The organism is Kluyvera sp. CHPC 1.251 (genome assembly GCF_036759945.1).
In the GTDB taxonomy this organism is placed as follows: domain Bacteria; phylum Pseudomonadota; class Gammaproteobacteria; order Enterobacterales; family Enterobacteriaceae; genus Kluyvera; species Kluyvera sichuanensis.
The window spans coordinates 612533-629811 of record NZ_JAPKIC010000001.1 but is presented as its reverse complement, the minus strand read 5'-3'; the positions used below and the strand labels follow the sequence as shown (position 1 = coordinate 629811).

Genomic DNA, 17279 nt, shown 5'->3' with positions numbered 1-17279 from the left:
AGCGCCATCAGGCAGCCCCGGCGCACCATTGCCGGATAGCGGCGTTGCCTTATCCGGCCTACATGTTCGGATACTCGTGGCTTAACGCGGGTACGCCGCCAGCAGTTTGTCCAGCGCACCCGAGAGCAGCTCACCGCGCCAGCCGGAGATCATCTCAGGTGCCGTGGTGCGCGGTTTCAGCTGCCAGTGCCAGTTCAGCAACTGGTTAATCTGACGACGGGATGCCAGCATTTCAGGACTGACGTCATTCGCCTGCCCCACTTCCTGCACCAGCGCCTTAATCTCTTTAAACGCTTTGCGGTAGCCCGGCATATCCATTAGGTTCAACAGCGGTTCCGGCAATGCGTCATCCGGCAGCGCCTGCGCTTTTTCCACAAGGCTAATCAGCGTTTTGCCGTGGAAGCGAATTTCACTACCGGAAAGCCCCAGACTGTCCAGTTCACCGAGGCTGCCCGGCATATAGCGCGCCACGCTCCACAGATGCTCTTCACGCACCACAAAGTTGACTGCCAGATCACGCTCACGCGCTTTACGCAAACGCCAGTCCGCCAGCAGCTGCAGGCACGCCAGCTGGCGCGTACGCAGCTGCCAGGCGTTGGTGATATCGCGCCAGGCGTCGGCTGGGTCGGTCACTTCCTGACGGCGCTGCTGCATCAGCTGACACTCATTGAGCGCCCACTCCAGTCGCCCGGCCTGTTCGGTTTCCGCCATCAGCTTGTGGGCGATAGGCAGCAGATACCAGACGTCCGCCGCGGCATAGTCACACTGACGTGAGGTCAGCGGGCGAGCCAGCCAGTCGGTGCGGGATTCACTCTTATCAAGCTCAACGCCGGAATACTCCGCCACCATTGGTGCGAAGCCCCAGGACATCGGGCGACCGCAGAACGCCGCCAGCACCTGGGTATCAATAAGCGGCTGCGGCATTGAACCGAAGGTGTTCATGAACACTTCCAGATCTTCGCTACCTGCGTGCAGGAACTTGGTGATGTTGCGATCTTGCAGAATCGCCTGCAGCGGCGACCAGTCGGTAATATTCAGAGGATCAATCAGCGCCGTACGCTCGCCGTCGAAAAGCTGAATCAGCCCCAGCTGCGGGTAATAGGTGCGGGTGCGGACAAACTCGGTGTCCAGCGCCACGGCGGTGGTCTGACGAACCGCATCGCACAGGGTGCTGAGTTCATCGTTGGTGGTGATCATCTGATAGTTCAAATCGTACTCTCTTAGATAGCGCCAAAAAAAACGCCAGCAGAGCTGGCGTTTGGCATCATGACTCGTGACTTATCCCTTATTGTCCACTTTGGCACGGGCTTCGTCACGTAATTCTCGTCTTAAAATTTTACCGACGTTTGACTTCGGCAATTCCTTACGGAATTCAACCAGTTTCGGCACTTTATAGCCGGTAAGCTGGCGGCGACAGAAGGTAATCAACGCCTCTTCGGTGAGGCTGTCATCCTTCTTGACCACGAAAATCTTCACCGCTTCGCCGCTGTTGCCGGACGGTACGCCGACGGCGGCGACTTCCAGCACGCCGGTGTGCTGCATCACCACGTCTTCAATTTCATTCGGATAAACGTTGAAGCCGGAGACCAGAATCATATCTTTTTTACGGTCGACGATGCGCAGGAAGCCCTCTTCGTCCATCACCGCAATATCGCCGGTGTGCAGCCAGCCGTCTTTGATGATTTCGTCGGTAGCGTCAGGACGCTGCCAGTAGCCTTCCATGACCTGCGGGCCTTTCACACACAGTTCACCTGGCTGGCCAGCGGGCACTTCGTTATCGTCGTCATCCACCAGCTTCACATCGGTAGACGGCACCGGCAGGCCAATGCTGCCGCTGTGGTAGTCGATATCGTGCGGGTTCACGCTCACCAGCGGCGCACATTCGGTCAGGCCGTAACCTTCCAGTAGATACTGCCCGGTCAGCTTCACCCAGCGTTCTGCCACCGCGTGGTTCACCGGCATCCCACCGCCTGCGGAGAGATGCAGGGTTGAGAAGTCCAGCTGCTGGAACTCTTTATTGTTCAGCAGCGCGTTAAACAGGGTATTCACCCCGGTCATGGCGGTGAACGGGTATTTCGCGAGCTCCTTCACCAGTCCCGGAATATCACGCGGGTTGGTGATGAGAATATTTTTACCGCCCAGCTCGATAAACAGCAGACAGTTCATGGTCAGCGCGAAAATGTGGTACAGCGGCAGCGCGGTAATAACCACTTCTTTGCCTTCGTGCAGCAGCGGCCCATAGGTCGCTTTCACCTGCTCGAGGTTCGCCAGCATGTTGCGGTGAGTCAGCATCGCCCCTTTCGCCACGCCGGTAGTACCACCGGTGTACTGCAGGAAGGCGATATCGTCGGCCTTCACTTCCGGCTTCACGTACTGCAGGCGGTAGCCGTTATGCAGCGCGCTGCGGAACGAAATGGCATCTGGCAGGTGATATTTAGGCACCAGCCGTTTGATGTATTTGACCACGAAGTTAACCAGCGTGCCTTTCGCCGTGGAGAGCTGGTCGCCCATGCGGGTCAGGATCACATGTTTAACCGAAGTTTTGTCGACCACTTTTTCCAGGGTATGGGCAAAGTTGGAGACGATAACAATCGCCTGCGCGCCACTGTCGTTCAGCTGATGTTCCAGCTCGCGCGGGGTGTACAACGGGTTAACGTTCACCACGATCATCCCGGCACGCAGAATACCAAACAGGGCGACCGGGTATTGCAGCAGGTTAGGCATCATCAGCGCGACGCGGTCGCCCTGCTTGAGACCCAGCCCGTGCTGGAGATAAGCGGCAAAGGCGCGGCTGCGCTCTTCGAGCTTACGGAAGGTCATGACTTCGCCCATGTTGACGAAGCCAGGCTGGTCGGCAAAGCGCGTTGCCGAGTGTTCGAACAGTTCCACCAGGGATTGATAACGGTCAGGATTGATCTCTGCCGGGACGTCAGCAGGATAACGGTTGAGCCAAACCTTTTTCAAAGCATCACCTCTAAAATACGTATTCGTCGTCATCGCAACCCCAAATGATAAACTTTCATTAACATTATATTAACTCAGCGTACCAGTTTAAGAATTAATCAGAATTAAGGTTGCGAAGCGCGTCACTCTTTATTTTTTTTATATCCATTACAACGAAGAAACAGCGGGCTAGCCGCTGTTTCTTTTTTGTCTGCTTTACATCAGATCTTATTCAGTTACGACGTTCCGGACTTCAGCGGGGCCGCTGTTATACCATCCCCAACCGCCGTAACCGTAATTCCAGGGGCGCGGACCAAACATCCACGGATCAATAGGCTGCGGCGGCATAACTACCTGCTGAGCCACATGCCAGCGTTTGTAACCCGTCACCTTCATCTGCAGGAAGTTATATTTGGTGGTGCCGACTTTGCCTTCTACCGCGCCAACAATTGGCCCCACCACCGTGACGAGCTGACCACGGAAGTCAACCGGATCGAGGAAGCCGTTCACCTCGGCATAGATGCGCCCGCGCGAGGCTTCACCCAGAATCGGGCGCGCACCGCTGTCCAGAGGGACGGTAGCGATTTCCAGACGGGTATTACCCTGCTGGTTTTCGATGCCAACGACGGTCCCGCCAAAGCGAGCCTCCTGCCCTACGTACAGCTGCGGTGCCGCCATGACCCGTACCAGATCCTGTTGCGGCGTTGGGCTACTACCCTGAATGGCATCCGGCACGCTGACGCAGCCACTTAACGCGAAGGCGATAAGCCCAACGGCGGCTCCACGAATGAGAAAACTTTTACCTGCCATGATGCTGCTCCTGATTTTTACGATCTCTATCTACTGAGATTCATTCACGGCCAGGAAGTTTCTTCCACGCAACATTGTTACGCAAATAAACCGGTTCCGCTTTATCCACGGCGACGGTTTTGCCCTGCTCAAGCATGGCACAGGCGATCGGCAGCATGTCTTCAGCTTCCGGTAACGTCACGTTGCCATCGACCAGCGTGGCGGTCGCGCCCTGCGCCATATCAGGCCACGCGGCCCAACCGGTGCCCACCGTCGCCCATTCACCGCTTAACTCCGCCAGACGCTGTTGTACCGCTTCCGGCTTCAGCACCGCTTCGCTCTCTTCACCGTGCCAGATACCGTTTTCATCACGCTGGTATTCGGCCCAGTAAACTTCACCCATACGGGCGTCGATAGCCGCCAGCACGCGGGTCGCACCCTGCTTACGCCAGGCGCCCTGCGCCATGGTAACGAGGGTCGATACGCCGATCATCGGCAGTTCCGCGCCCAGCGCCAGCCCTTGTGCAATACCAATGCCGATACGCACGCCGGTGAAGCTGCCCGGCCCACGGCCGAACGCCAGCGCATCGAGGTCGGTCAGGCTTACGCCGCCTTGAGTGAGGATATCCTGCACGATAGGCAGGATACGTTGGGTGTGTTCCCGAGGACAAAGCTCGAAGTGGGCACAGGTGTTGCCATCATTCCACAGAGCAGCCGAGCAGGCTTCCGTGGCGGTATCGATAGCCAGAATTCGCATGGTTAGTCGCGCTCTCGATCAACAAAATGGCGCGCATCTTATCACACTTTGCTCTGTATTACCGCGTCGATGACAGCGCCAGGAAACGCGTCGCCCGTCGAATATCACGGGTGCGCGGCGCCGGCGGCAGGCTGGCGAGGAAGGTGGCGCCGTAGGGACGCATCACCAGGCGGTTGTCGCAAATCACCAGCACTCCGCGATCGTCAACGTCACGAATCAGTCGCCCAACGCCCTGCTTGAGGGTAATCACCGCATCCGGTAGCTGTACCTCTTCAAACGGGTCGCCGCCGCGCAGACGGCAATCTTCCATACGCGCTTTCAGCAACGGGTCGTCCGGCGAGGTGAACGGCAGTTTGTCGATGATCACCAGCGACAGCGCATCGCCGCGCACGTCAACCCCTTCCCAGAAGCTGCTGGTCGCCACCAACAGAGCGTTACCGGCGCTAACAAACTGCTGAAGCAGCTGGCCTTTGCTGGTCTCCCCCTGCAACAACACCGGTAGCGTCATGGTGGCGCGGAACTGTTCAGCGAGGTCGCGCATCATGGCGTGTGAGGTGCAGAGCATAAAACAGCGCCCGTCGTTGGCCTCAATAAGCGGTTTCAGCATCGCCGCCAGGTGGCGCGCGGCCCCCGGCTGATTCGGCAACGGCAGGTTGCGCGGCACGCACAGCAGCGCCTGAGTGGCATAGTCAAACGGGCTTGGCAGCAGCAGCGATTCTGCCGCTTCAATGCCGAGGCGTTCGGTAAAGTGGTGTAGGTCGTCGTTGACCGACAGCGTCGCAGAGGTAAAGATCCAGCTGCCCGGTTTGGCCGCCATCACCTCTTTGAATTTGTCCGCCACGGTGAGCGGCGTCAGCGCTAGCGTAAAGTGGCGCGAGTTGCATTCATACCAGTAGCTGTAGCCGGGCTTGTTGATCTCTTTGAGGCGCTTTAAGCGAGCGCGATACAGGGTCGCGCGTTCGAAAGCGGCATCGAGCAAGGCAGAGCGGCCAAGCGACAGCTTTGCCACGTCGTAGCACAGTTCAAGGGCATCATCGAGCAGCAGCAGCGAGCGCTGCACGGCGGTTTCTGCCAGCAGTTCACGCAGGTTGCCACGGTAGCCAGGGTCGCCCACCTGCAGGCGGAAATCCTGGGTGGCCTGCGCCAGACGGTCGGCACACTTTTGCAGTTGCTGGGTATCTTTCAGTTCGGTGCGATAGGCAATCACCACGTCTTTGGCGAGATCCAGCAGTTGGCGGCTGGAGAGCGACTGACCAAAGTACTGGCTGGCGATATCCGGCAGCTGATGGGCTTCATCGAAGATCATCACGTCGGCCTCGGGGATAAGCTCGCCAAAGCCGCTCTCTTTCACCACCATGTCGGCAAGGAACAGGTGATGGTTGACCACCACCACGTCGGCATCCATCGCCTTTTTACGCGCCTTCACCACAAAGCAGTCCTGATACTGCGGGCAGTCGCTGCCCAGACAGTTATCGTTGGTGCTGGTGACCAGCGGCCAGGCCTGGGAATCTTCCGCCACGCTAACACAGGTGCTGATGTCGCCATCCACAGTCTGGTTAGCCCAGCTGCGCAGCAAAATAACGTCGCTGAGGGTTTGCACCGGCAGGTCGCCGCCCGCCATCGCCTGCTGCTCTAGACGTTCGAGGCAAAGATAGTTTGAGCGCCCTTTCAGCAGCGCCAGCTTGCCGGTAAACGTGAGTGCGGTGGCGACGGTCGGCAGGTCACGGCTGTAGAGCTGATCCTGCAATGCCTTCGAGCCGGTAGAGATAATGGCTTTTTTACCTGAACGTAGCGCAGGAGCCAGATAGGCGTAGGTTTTCCCGGTCCCGGTCCCCGCTTCTACCACCAGCGGCTGGCCGTTATCAATCGCCTTCGCGACGGCGTGCGCCATCTGACGCTGCGGTTCACGCGGTTTAAAGCCGGTTATCGCCTGCGCTAGCTGGCCATCTTCTGCAAAATCGTCCGTCACGTTACCCCCTGGAAAAATTCCCAGTGATTATACACTAAATAATTCGAGTTGCAGGAAGGCGGCAAGAGAGTGAATCCCCAGGAGCGTACATAAGTACGTGACTGGGGTGAATGAACGCAGCCAACGCACATGCAGCTTGAAGTATGACGTGTATATGTCAGGCGAACCCCGCTTATGCCAGCCGAAGTCGTGACGCGGCGTCAACAATGTGGCAGTCTTAGCGCGTTTACGTGATGTTAAAAGGAAAATGAAATGACAATTGTACGTATTGATGCCGAAGCCCGTTGGTCTGATGTCGTTATTCATAACAATACGCTGTACTACACTGGCGTACCGGCAAACCTGGACGCCGATGCGTTTGAGCAGACAGCAAATACGCTGGCGCAGATTGATGCGGTGCTGGAAAAACAGGGCAGCAATAAGTCGCGTATTCTCGACGCCACCATTTTCCTGCCGGACGGTGACGATTTCGCCGCCATGAACAAAGCGTGGGATGCGTGGGTAGTCGCCGGTCACGCGCCGGTACGCTGCACCGTGCAGGCGAAGCTGATGAACCCGAAATATAAGGTTGAGATTAAGATTATCGCCGCGGTGTAAATCGGTATACCGTGCCTCCCGGGGTCGGCGAGACACGGTATCGGTAGGCCGGATAAGGCGGCACGCCGCCATCCGGCAACGTGCGCCTAATGCCTGATGGCGCTGTGCTTATCAGGCCTACAATCCCGGGCACCACATCAGCTGCTCTTTCAACTGCAGCGTCTCCTGCGGCAAGCACTTCAGCACGTCACGATAGCTCGGTGACTGCTTCGGATACCCACGCTGCGTCTGCAGCAGCACCCGCAGCGCGCTATCCCAGACAATGCCCTGCAAATCGCTATACGGCCACAGATCCGGTTCGCGGATAAACGGCACCAGGTAATCAATCCCCTGCTTCACTCCTCGTCCGTCGCGAATGTGGTTCCAGCGATCAAACTCGACGTGTTCAGCGTAACGATTGAGCAGCAAATGCGCCTCAAGATTGAACAGCGAATAGTGGAACGGAATGGTACGCTCCAGCTCCATCGTCTGCTTGCCGTCCTGATCAATCTGCGCCGCCATGCGCTGGGTGATCCCCTGCTCAATAATCCGCGCCACCAGCCCTTTATCGCCGTAAAACAGCGCATTGACTGCGCGCTGGGCGTCGTACCAGGTGCCGTGGTTATTGTGCCAGACGTATTCGGAGTGGCCGATATCGCTGTAGTACATCCAGTGGTTAAAATCGCGGAACCACTGGTGCAGGCCGATGATATCGTCGGTATCCAGCACGCTGGCGGCGTTAATCAGCCCGATAGTATCGACCACCATCCACAGCAGGCGAGTGTCAATAAGCCCGGTTCCGCGCCCGGAAACCACGCCGGGGATTGCCTGGCCGTAGTTCAGATGCGGGTTCATGCGCGTGTCGCCGTCGAGGAACCAGCAGCGGATCTGCACCGCTGCCGCCTGCGCGTACTGGCGCTGGCCGGTGAAGTACCACGCCAGCCCCAGGGTCAGGCAGCGCTCGCACATGCGGATAATGCGCGAGGTATCGGTATCGTTATTTTCGCACTGCGGGTTGATATGCCCGTCGCGGCGAATGTAGGGCAGCCCGTTGGGCCGCCGTGGGTTTGGCCACCAGTAGGTGCCCAGACTGTAGTAATCATGCGCGTCGCCGCTCGCCGGGCGCAGCTTTTTATGCACCACGCTTTCCGGCGGTTCGCGCTTAAGCATATCCGCCTCAGCCACCAGCTTGCTCAGGGCCAGCTGCAGCGGCGAGAACGGCTGTTTCAGGCCCGCGCGGGCATTTTCCAGACAGGTTTCATCAAGGGTGTACAGCTTCATCGCCACCTTATTGACCCTCCAGGCACGCTATGCGCAGACCGCTTTGCGCATCGAACAGATGCACGCCGGAGAGTTTCGGCTGCAGCCAGATAGTGTCACCCTCTTTCACCGCCAGACGTTGCTTAAACACCGAGGTAAACGCCCCACCGCCGGTATCGCAGAACAGCTGCATATCCGAACCGGTGTTCTCCACCGCCGTGACCTTCGCCGCCAGCGCATCGTCGCGGGCTTCGTGCACCACGTTGACCTGTTCCGGGCGAATGGCGTACACCACCTGCTGGCCGTCGGTCACCTGTAAACCTACCGGCAGCGCCAGCAGCGATCCATCTTTCAGGCGCAGGCTGGTGCTATTCCCGCTGAGCACCACTTCCCCCTTCAACTGGTTAATTTCCGGCGAGCCGATAAACCCGGCAACGAACAGGTTGGCCGGCTGGTCGTACAGCTCCAGCGGCGTGCCCGCTTGCTCAATACGCCCATCACGCAGTACCACGATCATCTGTCCCATGGTCATCGCTTCAATCTGATCGTGGGTGACGTACACCGACGTGGTTTTCAGGCGACGGTGCAGCTCGCGAATTTCACCGCGCACCTGAGTACGCAGCTTGGCGTCGAGGTTCGACAGCGGTTCATCGAACAGGAACACCTGCGGCTTACGTACGATGGCGCGCCCCATCGCCACACGCTGACGCTGGCCGCCGGAGAGATCTTTTGGCAGACGCTCCAGCAGCGGTTCCAGCCCCAGTAGCGCCGCGGCTTCGTCCACCTTTTGGTTAATTTCACTCTTCGGCAGACGCGCCATCTTCAGCGCAAAGCCCATGTTTTCACGCACGGTCATCTGCGGATAGAGCGCATAGCTCTGGAACACCATCGCGATATCGCGCAGCTTCGGTTCAACCTCGGTGACATCACGTTCGTTGATATGCACTTCCCCAGCGGAAATCTCCTCCAGCCCGGCAATCATCCGCAGCAGCGTCGATTTTCCGCAGCCGCTCGGCCCTACCAGCACGCAGAACTCGCCGTCAGGGATAGTCAGCGACACATCTTTAATGACGTGAGCATCACCGTATGATTTGCGCACGCTATTTAATACAACAGATCCCATCGGTAACCCCTTATCCTTTGACCGCGCCGGACATGATCCCGCGGTTGAAATGTTTTTGCAGACCCAGATAGACGATGATGCTTGGCAGCATCGCCAGTAGCGTAATGGCGATAAAAATGTTCGGCGTGATGCTTTCATCGGTACGCAGCGTGCCGAGGATCACTGGAATAGTGTTCAGGCTGTCCTGGTTCACTACAATCAGCGGCAGCAGGTACTGGTCCCAAATCATAATGAAGCCGAAGGTCACTACCGTACCCAGCGCCGGCTTCACCAGCGGCAGAATAACGTGGAAGAAGATCTGCCACTCATTCGCGCCGTCGATACGCGCCGCTTCTTCCAGCTCTTTCGGAATAGCCGACATAAACTCGGTCAGCACGAAGATGGAGAACGCCCAGCCCACCACCGGCAAAATCATCCCGAGGTAGCTGTTGTACAGCGACGCATCGATAAACGGCAGCCGCCAGTTGATTATCATGTACAGCGGAATGGCGATAACTTCTTCCGGCAGCATCATGGTGGATAAAATCACCAGGCTGACCAGCGCGACGCCGCGAAACTTCTTACGAGCCAGGGCATAGGCCGCCAGCGCGCTGACCGACACCTGCAGGATGGTGCCGAAGAACACCACCAGAATGGAGTTCAGCAGATACTGCCAGACGCCGATATCCATCCACGCGAAGATGAAGTTTTCAAACGAGAACTGATTCGGCCATGCCAGCAGCTCGCCTGGTTTGACCGGCGCACCGCTAAAGGCGGTAGCCACAATGCCCCAGAACGGCCCGACGAAGACAATCAGCAGCAGCGCGTAGATGCACCAGCGCCCAACGGTATCCCAACGTTTACTCAACATCACGGCTCCTTAGTAACGTGCGATACGTTTTTTCAGCGTCAAATGACAAATGGTTAAGATAACGGTGAAGGTGAACAGCAGGAACGACACCGCCGAGGCGTAGCCATAGTCAAACTGTTCAAAGCCCAGCTTATAGATATGCGTCATGACCATTTCTGTAGCATTAGATGGCCCACCGCCAGTGGTGGCATACACCTCGGCAAACACGCGGAAGCCACGGATAAAGGAGAGCATCAGCACCACTGACAGCGCCGGGATCATCCCAGGCAGCGTCACGTAGCGCAGACGGTTCCACCAGTTCGCGCCGTCGACGTTCGAGGCGTCGTACAGGTCACGGCTGATGCCCGCCAGACCGGCGATAAAAATCACCATGTTGTAGGGCACCGCTTTCCAGATATGCAGCAGCATGATGACCCCCAGCGCCTGATCGGAGCTGGCAAGGAACCCCTGATCCGCCACGCCAAACCAGCTGAGAATGTGGTTCACCACGCCGTTCGGCGTTGGGTTGAACAGAATGCGCCACATCTCGGCGACGATCGCAGCACTGGTTACCGCCGGTAAGAAAATAGCGGTACGAATAAAGCGCAGATGGCGCGCCGGGCCTTCCAGCAACATGGCGAGGAAGAACGCCAGGATAGCGGCGGCGAACATCGTCACCACCACGTACAGCAGCGTATTCACCACCGCCGCGTGCAGCTCTACGTCAGCAAAGGCGCGGGTAAAGTTATCGAACCCGACCCACTCGTCCGGCTGATTAAAGTTGACCTTGTAAAAGCTCATCACCAGCCCCTGAATCATCGGGATGAACTTAAACCAGCTAAAAATAATCAGCGCGGGTGCCAGGAACAGCCACGGAATCAGCGCCCGCTTGCGTTTTGCCGTCAGCCAGCCGGTCGCGTCAGGCGAAGCGGCTTGCTTTAGCGGCGCGGACTTCGTCTCATGCAGCGTCATTACTTACTCCCTCTCACTTAGCCAGCACGTTTTGTTTTTCCAGCTCGGCGTTCACCTTCACGTCGATGGACTTCAGCTCAGCGCTGATATTGCTATTACAATCGGCGAAAATACGGTTGAAGCCGTCGGCTGCCACCTGACGCACCGGCGTCCAGTTTGGAATTTGCGGCACGTAGCGGCCCTGCTCGTTATACAGTCTGGCGAAGGTTTCCCAGCGCGCGTCCTGGTAAACCGCTTTGACATCGACGTTTTTGTTCACCGGCAGACGCACCACTGGAATATGCTGGCTGCCTTTACCCATGCCGATCTCCTGGCCTTCTTGTGAAATCATAAATTCGATAAATTTCTGCGCCGCCTCTTTCTGCTTGCTGCTCTTCATCATAAAGACGGTGGTCCCTTCGGCGAGGGTGGCCTCCCCTTTCGGCCCAACCACCGGCACGACGTCGAAGTTGTCTTTGCCTGGGTCTTTATCAAACAGCGCAATGTGGTAAGGGCCGCTGAAGAACATGCCGCTCTGACCGGAACGGAACGATGGGATAACGTCGGCGGTGGTGGCGTTAATCGCCCCCGGCTGGGTCACTTTTTCGCACATCATGGTGCGCATAAAGGTCATCGCCTGAGCCACTTCAGGGGTATCGAGCGAGGCGCTGAATTTACCACCGTTCTCTTTGACGAAATCACCGCCCGCCTGCCAGATAAAGCTGCTCATAAACCAGCTTGCGTAGCCGCGGGTGGTAGAGGCAGGCACGATAAAGCCGTAGGTGTCGTTTTTACCGTTGCCGTCCGGGTCCTGAGTGGTGAAAGCTTTGGCTAATTTCTGGATATCATCCCAGCTTTTCGGCTGCGGCAGGCCCAGCTTCTCGCGCCAGTCTTTGCGCACAAACAGCGCGAAGGTTTGCGCTGAGGTTGGCACGCCGTAGTATTTGCCGTCGATATAGCGGGTACTGTTCCAGGCTGTCTGGTATAGCTGGTCGCCACCGCTGATGGCTTTCGGGTCAATTTCGTCGGCAATGCCAAGCTGAATAAACTGACCGAGTGAAGCGGCATCGTTGAAGATCAAATCCGGTAAGGCATTACCCGCCGTGGCGCGCGCCAGCCGCTGTTCGAAGTCGGTGGTGGCATTGAAGTACTCAATCTTAATACCAGTCTTCTCTTCGAACTTCTCGGCTTCTTGCTTGTAGATATTTTTGGAGTCGTTGCTCGCACGGATCCAGACGTTCAGGGTGGTGGCGGCGTAGCTTTGCCCGATACCCAGTCCTAGAGCGGAAAGCAGTAATAATGAACGTAATTTATTCGCAGACATGATTGCATATCCTTTATTGTGTAGGGCACAAAGATAATTAAATTCTCACAAAATGCATTTCCGTGATCTGGATTAACATTTTGCGGTGAATACAACATGCGTAAAAAATTATTTCCGAACATTAAATAGAAATATATTTTCCAATACAACCACACAAAAAAGAAATCGTATTTCAGAAACAGAAAAGTTGAACGAGATCACACATGGAAGTGACACAAAAAGTGACATAAATTTTTTATTATTTAAATTCAACGCATTAACATTTTATTTATTTTTTTGATAAACTCAACAAAATAAGAAAAACGGCTAAAAATGTGAACCAGGCTACAATAAAAGCGTCATTTTTTATTCAACTCGATAACCATGATGAGCATCACAAAAAAAATCACTTTGTCTTTTACACTGCACGCCAACCTATTTACGAAAGCATTATTTTTTAATTAAATCGCCTGCTTTTAGTGTTGTTAAAATACGCTAAAGGCAAAATTCTCTTGTTATCTTTTCTCTATTTGCAGAAGGGTTATCACTATGAGTTCAATACATCGCCGTGGAATATTAGGCATTGCGCTACTCTGCTCTGGGTTCAGCGCTTCATTGTATGCGGCAGAGCCTTATACGCTTGATGGCAAAGATCTGGCGTTCAGCCGTGAACAGATTGCGGCCAAAGACCCGCTGTTTTTACAGGCGGAAAACGCACTGCTAAAAAAAGCGGACGCTGCGCTGAAACACCCGCTCTATTCGGTGATGGATAAAACGCTGGTTGCCGCCAGCGGCAATAAACACGATTACTACAGCTTCCCGCCTTATTGGTGGCCGAACCCGGAGACCAAAGACGGTCTGCCGTACATCCGCAAAGATGGTCAAACCAACCCGGACGCCAACAGCGATGCCACCGATAAAAATCGTCTGGTGAAAATGAGCAACGACGTCTCCACGCTGGCGCTGGCATGGTACTTCTCGCATGACGACCGCTACGCACAGAAAGCGGCCGAACAACTCAAAAGCTGGTTCCTGGCCCCGGAAACCCGCATGACGCCAAATCTGCAGCACGCTCAGGCCATTCCAGGGATCAACACCGGCCGCGGCATCGGCATTATCGACAGCCGCGCGCTGGTTGACGTGGTGGATGCCATTGCCCTGCTGCAAGCATCCGGTAAGTTGAGCGATGCCGACGTGACCGAGCTGAAAAAGTGGTTTGGCGATTTCTATCACTGGATGACCACCAGCCAGAATGGCTTTGAAGAAGAGAACTGGCACAACAACCACGGCACCTACTTCGATATGCAAGCGGCGACCTTTGCGCTGTTCAGCGGCAAGCCGGAAGAGGCCAAAAAGCGCCTGTATGTCACCCAACTTCGCCGTATTGCCGGGCAGTTTGACGTTGAAGGCCGCCAGATGGCTGAACTGGAGCGCACTCGCCCGTGGCACTACAGCAACTTTAACCTCGACGCCTACAGCCGCCTGGGTCGTCTGGGTGAAAAAGCCGGAGTCGATATCTGGAACTTTACCCTCGACGATCACAGCCTGCGCAAGGGCTATCAGTACATCGCCGGATTTGTCGACAGCGACACGCCGTGGCCATGGAAAGACCTCGACAAAAAGGATGACAAGAAGGCGCTGCGCAACATCGCCACTGCTGCCCATGCCTGGCCTGACGACGCACTGTTCCGCGAGAAAGCGCGCTGGCTGCGGGCGAAATATCCCGACGATATCACCACGCTCATTGCACCGCTTACCGCGTCTTCAGAGGTCAGGGAAAACCAAAAATGAGACAATTTTCTGGGCTATGGCCGGAGATCGCCGCGCGTGCTGTCGGCGAGCAGGGCCTGATTGAACAGCTCGTGAAGGATGCACAACCGATGCTTGACGCCGCTGTGTGCATCCCGCAAACCGGGATCGCCAGCTGGAATCTCTACTATTTCTGCCCACACCATGGGGTGCGGCTGACCTGGCAGCCAGACTCACCTCACCACCACGCTTGCCCGGTGGACGGTGAGGTATTCAGCGGTGAACCGTGGGACGGTGCCTGGTGGCGAGAAATGAACGGCCGTAACGCCAGCGCCTGCCAGCAGTTGGGCCTGCTCTGGCGGCTGACCGGCAACGCCGCGTACCGCGATAAAGTGCGTACGCTGCTGATGGGCTATGCGGATGTCTACCCTGACTACGCGGTGCACGGCGATATTCCGCACAATGGTCCCGGCAAGATGAACGCCCAGACCCTGTGCGAAGCCAACTGCATTCTTGATATGGCGCTGGGTTATGACTTTATTGCCGAGAGCCTGACGGCGGGCGAGCGTCAGCATATCAGCGACAACCTGCTGCGCTGCGCGGCGACCTTTTTATGCGAACACCGCAGTCCGCAGATCCACAACCACGAGGTTAAAATCAGCGCCGCGCTGGGGGTGCTCGGTTTTGTACTGGAGGACGACAGCCTGCTGGAGTTCGCCGTCAACGCGCCTTACGGACTGCGCTGGCAGCTTGAACATGGTCTGCTGGCGGAAGGGATGTGGTTTGAGGGTTCCATCCATTATCACTATTACGCGCTACAGGGGTTCTTTGCCTTCGAGAAGATGGCGCACGGTACCCGCTGGAGCCTGATTGATGGCCCATGGTACCCACAGATGCTGCGCTTTCCGCTTGAGCTGCTGCTGCCGGATGGCACCTTTCCCCGGCTCAACGATTGTCTCGCCGGGCAGGAGAAGTTGCATCATCGGGATCTGTACGAATTTGCCTGGTTTATCTGGCGCGATCCGCTCTACGCTGCGGTGCTGCAGTTTACCGCCGGTGAGCCTGACGAGCGCGAAACGCTGCTCTGGCGTCATCAGTCGCTGCCGGAAACTCACCTGGATTTGATCCCGCAACGGTCGCTGTACGCGCCCGGTGCCGGGATCACACTGTGGCGACGCCCGCAACAACAGCAGGCGGTGCTGATTAAACACAGTCCGTGGGGCGGCGAGCACGATCATTACGACCGCCAGAGCCTGATGCTGTGGCAGCGCGATGGCTGGCTGCTGCCGGACCTCGGCACTACCGGTTACGGGGCCAGGATGCACTATGACTATTACAAAAACAGCGCCACCCACAATACGCTGACGGTCAATCAGACCAACCAGCCCCCCGCCAACTCCGACGTGCTCGGCTGGCATATGGGCGAGGAGTACCTGTGGCTGGATACTGAAACCGATTGGGGAAAACCACCACCGCAGTTGAACAGCCACACCCGCGTGGAGTGGGACGTTGAGGCCTGGCGCGACGTGCGTTTTCGCCGCCGTCTGCTGTGGCTGGATGACGTGCTGATCGACCTGTCGACGGTGGAAAACCCGCACCGCCAGCAGCTTGACTGGACGCTACATCTGGCGGCCGATGCGCTGGACCAGAGCGGCAAGCCACAGCCCTTCTCGCTCAGCGGCCCGCTGCGCGAAATGCGCAACGCGACCGTCACGCCGCTGCACGGCTGTCAGCCGCGCCACTTCACGCATCAGGGCGACACTTTTGCCCTGTGGCTATCGGGCGACGGTGAACTGTGGCAAGGGCTGGCGCCCGATAACCCGGCCATCAGCGATTTGAGCTATCTGGTGTTGCGCAACCATCTTCCGCAGGCGCGTTTCGTCTGTCTGTGGGATTTGGCGAAGCAGTCACCGTTGACGGAGGTGAGCGTGCATCATACCGCTATCGGTACGCAACTGAGCTTCTGGCGTGGGGAGCGGGTAGCGCATGTGACGCTGTATGACGATCCCGCGCTGCGGCCTGAGTTCGTGGGGTGAGCCTGATAGTCATCATGTAGGCCGGATAAGCGAAGCGCCATCCGGCCTACCAATCCCCCAGAACTCAGCGTTTTTCCACGGTAATCATGGTAACGAAAGGATGGTACTGCCAGGGGACACTGCTCCCCTGCTGGTACATCTTTGAAATGGTGCCGTCGAGATAGAGCATCTGCCGCACGTTGAGGCGTGATTTCGCATAGCAGGCGAAATCATAGAAGTTGGTTTCCCGCTCGCTCAGCATAAACACGACTTTGCCTTGCGCGGTGATCCCTACGCCGTTGCGCAGCTTGCGCGAACTTGCCGACGGCTTCAGCCGCCAGTTAATCACCCCGTTTTCAATCAGCATCGGGCCGGACTGCACCGCGTAGTCCATGCCTTTGGTCGATTTCAGCCTGTCGAGGCTAACTATCCCCGCGCGATCGCCGCGAAGGTAAAAAACACCGCCGGGTTTGATAAAGAAGTTCCCACCGCCGGATGCGCGATTCACCGCCACCCTTTGCTGACCGTTTTCAATATACAGCCCAAGGGGAGCGTAGGCTTTATCGTAGATGCCGCCATTCATCGCCATGCGTACGCGCCCGTCGCCGTTGATCTCGGACAGCAGCGCGCGCAGCGAACCGTACTCTTTACCGTTGGCTTTTTGCCAGTACATGGCGATGCGTTGATGTTGGGGATCGGCGGTATAGCTTTGTAGCGTCAGGCTGGGGTCGGTGAGCCGACATGCATTTTCCGCTGCTGCCGTTAAGGGCGCTGCCATCAGCGTCAGCAGCAGCGGTATTGAACGGATGAACATGACGTTATTCGTCTTCGTCTTCATCCTCAAAGCGAGCGACAATACGTTCGCCGGTGTGGGTAGCACGCAGCTCTTCAGCCACCAGCGCGATCGCCTGACCGCTTGCCATCCCCTGCGACATCAGTTCCTGAATACGCTCGACGGCTTTCTGCTGCTGTTCATGGCTTAATGAAGGTAATCCTGCAAACATCATTGACTCCT

General features: G+C 56.9%; 15 protein-coding genes. 3 read left to right on the top strand and 12 right to left on the bottom strand.

Annotation, left to right across the window (positions count from 1 at the left end):
• Positions 1-81 precede the first annotated feature (81 nt).
• The 5 genes from rnd to V6940_RS02835 form a co-directional block, all read right to left on the bottom strand.
• A complete protein-coding gene (rnd, locus tag V6940_RS02855) occupies positions 82-1197 on the bottom strand; it encodes a ribonuclease D (protein ID WP_333494999.1) in 1116 nt (371 codons plus the stop codon).
• An 81-nt stretch (positions 1198-1278) separates the two neighbouring features.
• Entirely contained in the window at positions 1279-2964 is a 1686-nt protein-coding gene (fadD, locus tag V6940_RS02850) for a long-chain-fatty-acid--CoA ligase FadD (protein WP_333494744.1), read from the bottom strand.
• A 207-nt stretch (positions 2965-3171) separates the two neighbouring features.
• Positions 3172-3753: a Slp family lipoprotein gene (locus tag V6940_RS02845; protein WP_185667675.1), complete on the bottom strand. Its 582-nt coding sequence runs from the start codon at positions 3751-3753 to the stop codon at positions 3172-3174.
• A gap of 40 nt (positions 3754-3793) precedes the next feature.
• Positions 3794-4489, bottom strand: coding sequence for a tRNA (adenosine(37)-N6)-threonylcarbamoyltransferase complex dimerization subunit type 1 TsaB (gene tsaB / locus V6940_RS02840; protein ID WP_333494743.1), 696 nt, complete (start codon positions 4487-4489; stop codon positions 3794-3796).
• Positions 4490-4547: 58 nt separating this feature from the next.
• A complete protein-coding gene (locus V6940_RS02835; RefSeq protein ID WP_333494742.1) occupies positions 4548-6458 on the bottom strand; it encodes an ATP-dependent DNA helicase in 1911 nt (636 codons plus the stop codon).
• 252 nt (positions 6459-6710) lie between these two features.
• Here V6940_RS02835 and V6940_RS02830 point away from each other — a divergent pair, with 252 nt between their 5' ends.
• Positions 6711-7055 (top strand): RidA family protein, encoded by a 345-nt coding sequence (locus V6940_RS02830; protein ID WP_185667672.1) that lies wholly within the window; start codon positions 6711-6713, stop codon positions 7053-7055.
• Between the two features lie 117 nt (positions 7056-7172).
• Here V6940_RS02830 and V6940_RS02825 read toward each other — a convergent pair whose 3' ends face one another.
• From V6940_RS02825 to V6940_RS02805, 5 genes are read right to left on the bottom strand one after another with little or no spacing between them, the layout of a single operon-like run.
• On the bottom strand, positions 7173-8315 hold the full coding sequence (locus V6940_RS02825; protein ID WP_333494741.1) for an alginate lyase family protein: 1143 nt from the start codon (positions 8313-8315) through the stop codon (positions 7173-7175).
• Between the two features lie 7 nt (positions 8316-8322).
• Positions 8323-9417, bottom strand: a complete 1095-nt coding sequence (locus V6940_RS02820; protein ID WP_333494740.1) for an ABC transporter ATP-binding protein — start codon at positions 9415-9417, stop codon at positions 8323-8325.
• 10 nt (positions 9418-9427) lie between these two features.
• Positions 9428-10267, bottom strand: coding sequence for a carbohydrate ABC transporter permease (locus tag V6940_RS02815; RefSeq protein ID WP_185667670.1), 840 nt, complete (start codon positions 10265-10267; stop codon positions 9428-9430).
• 9 nt (positions 10268-10276) lie between these two features.
• Positions 10277-11218 carry a carbohydrate ABC transporter permease gene (locus V6940_RS02810; protein WP_081918560.1) on the bottom strand — a complete coding sequence of 314 codons (942 nt, stop codon included), beginning with the start codon at positions 11216-11218 and terminating at the stop codon, positions 10277-10279.
• A 13-nt stretch (positions 11219-11231) separates the two neighbouring features.
• Positions 11232-12521 carry an ABC transporter substrate-binding protein gene (locus V6940_RS02805; RefSeq protein WP_333494739.1) on the bottom strand — a complete coding sequence of 430 codons (1290 nt, stop codon included), beginning with the start codon at positions 12519-12521 and terminating at the stop codon, positions 11232-11234.
• A gap of 528 nt (positions 12522-13049) precedes the next feature.
• Between V6940_RS02805 and V6940_RS02800 the strand changes: the two genes are divergently transcribed.
• Both V6940_RS02800 and V6940_RS02795 read left to right on the top strand, forming a co-directional pair.
• The gene (locus V6940_RS02800; protein WP_333494738.1) at positions 13050-14291 is read left to right on the top strand and encodes an alginate lyase family protein; all 1242 of its coding nucleotides are present in this window, start codon (positions 13050-13052) and stop codon (positions 14289-14291) included.
• Entirely contained in the window at positions 14288-16285 is a 1998-nt protein-coding gene (locus tag V6940_RS02795) for a heparinase II/III domain-containing protein (protein ID WP_333494737.1), read from the top strand. Before V6940_RS02800 ends, V6940_RS02795 begins: the two co-directional genes overlap by 4 nt.
• Before the next feature lie 64 nt (positions 16286-16349).
• Here the strand turns inward: V6940_RS02795 and V6940_RS02790 are convergent, their stop codons facing one another.
• Both V6940_RS02790 and V6940_RS02785 read right to left on the bottom strand, forming a co-directional pair.
• A complete protein-coding gene (locus V6940_RS02790; RefSeq protein WP_333494736.1) occupies positions 16350-17078 on the bottom strand; it encodes a phosphodiester glycosidase family protein in 729 nt (242 codons plus the stop codon).
• 4 nt (positions 17079-17082) lie between these two features.
• Positions 17083-17268 carry a YoaH family protein gene (locus tag V6940_RS02785; protein ID WP_035891624.1) on the bottom strand — a complete coding sequence of 62 codons (186 nt, stop codon included), beginning with the start codon at positions 17266-17268 and terminating at the stop codon, positions 17083-17085.
• Between the last annotated feature and the right edge of the window lie 11 nt (positions 17269-17279).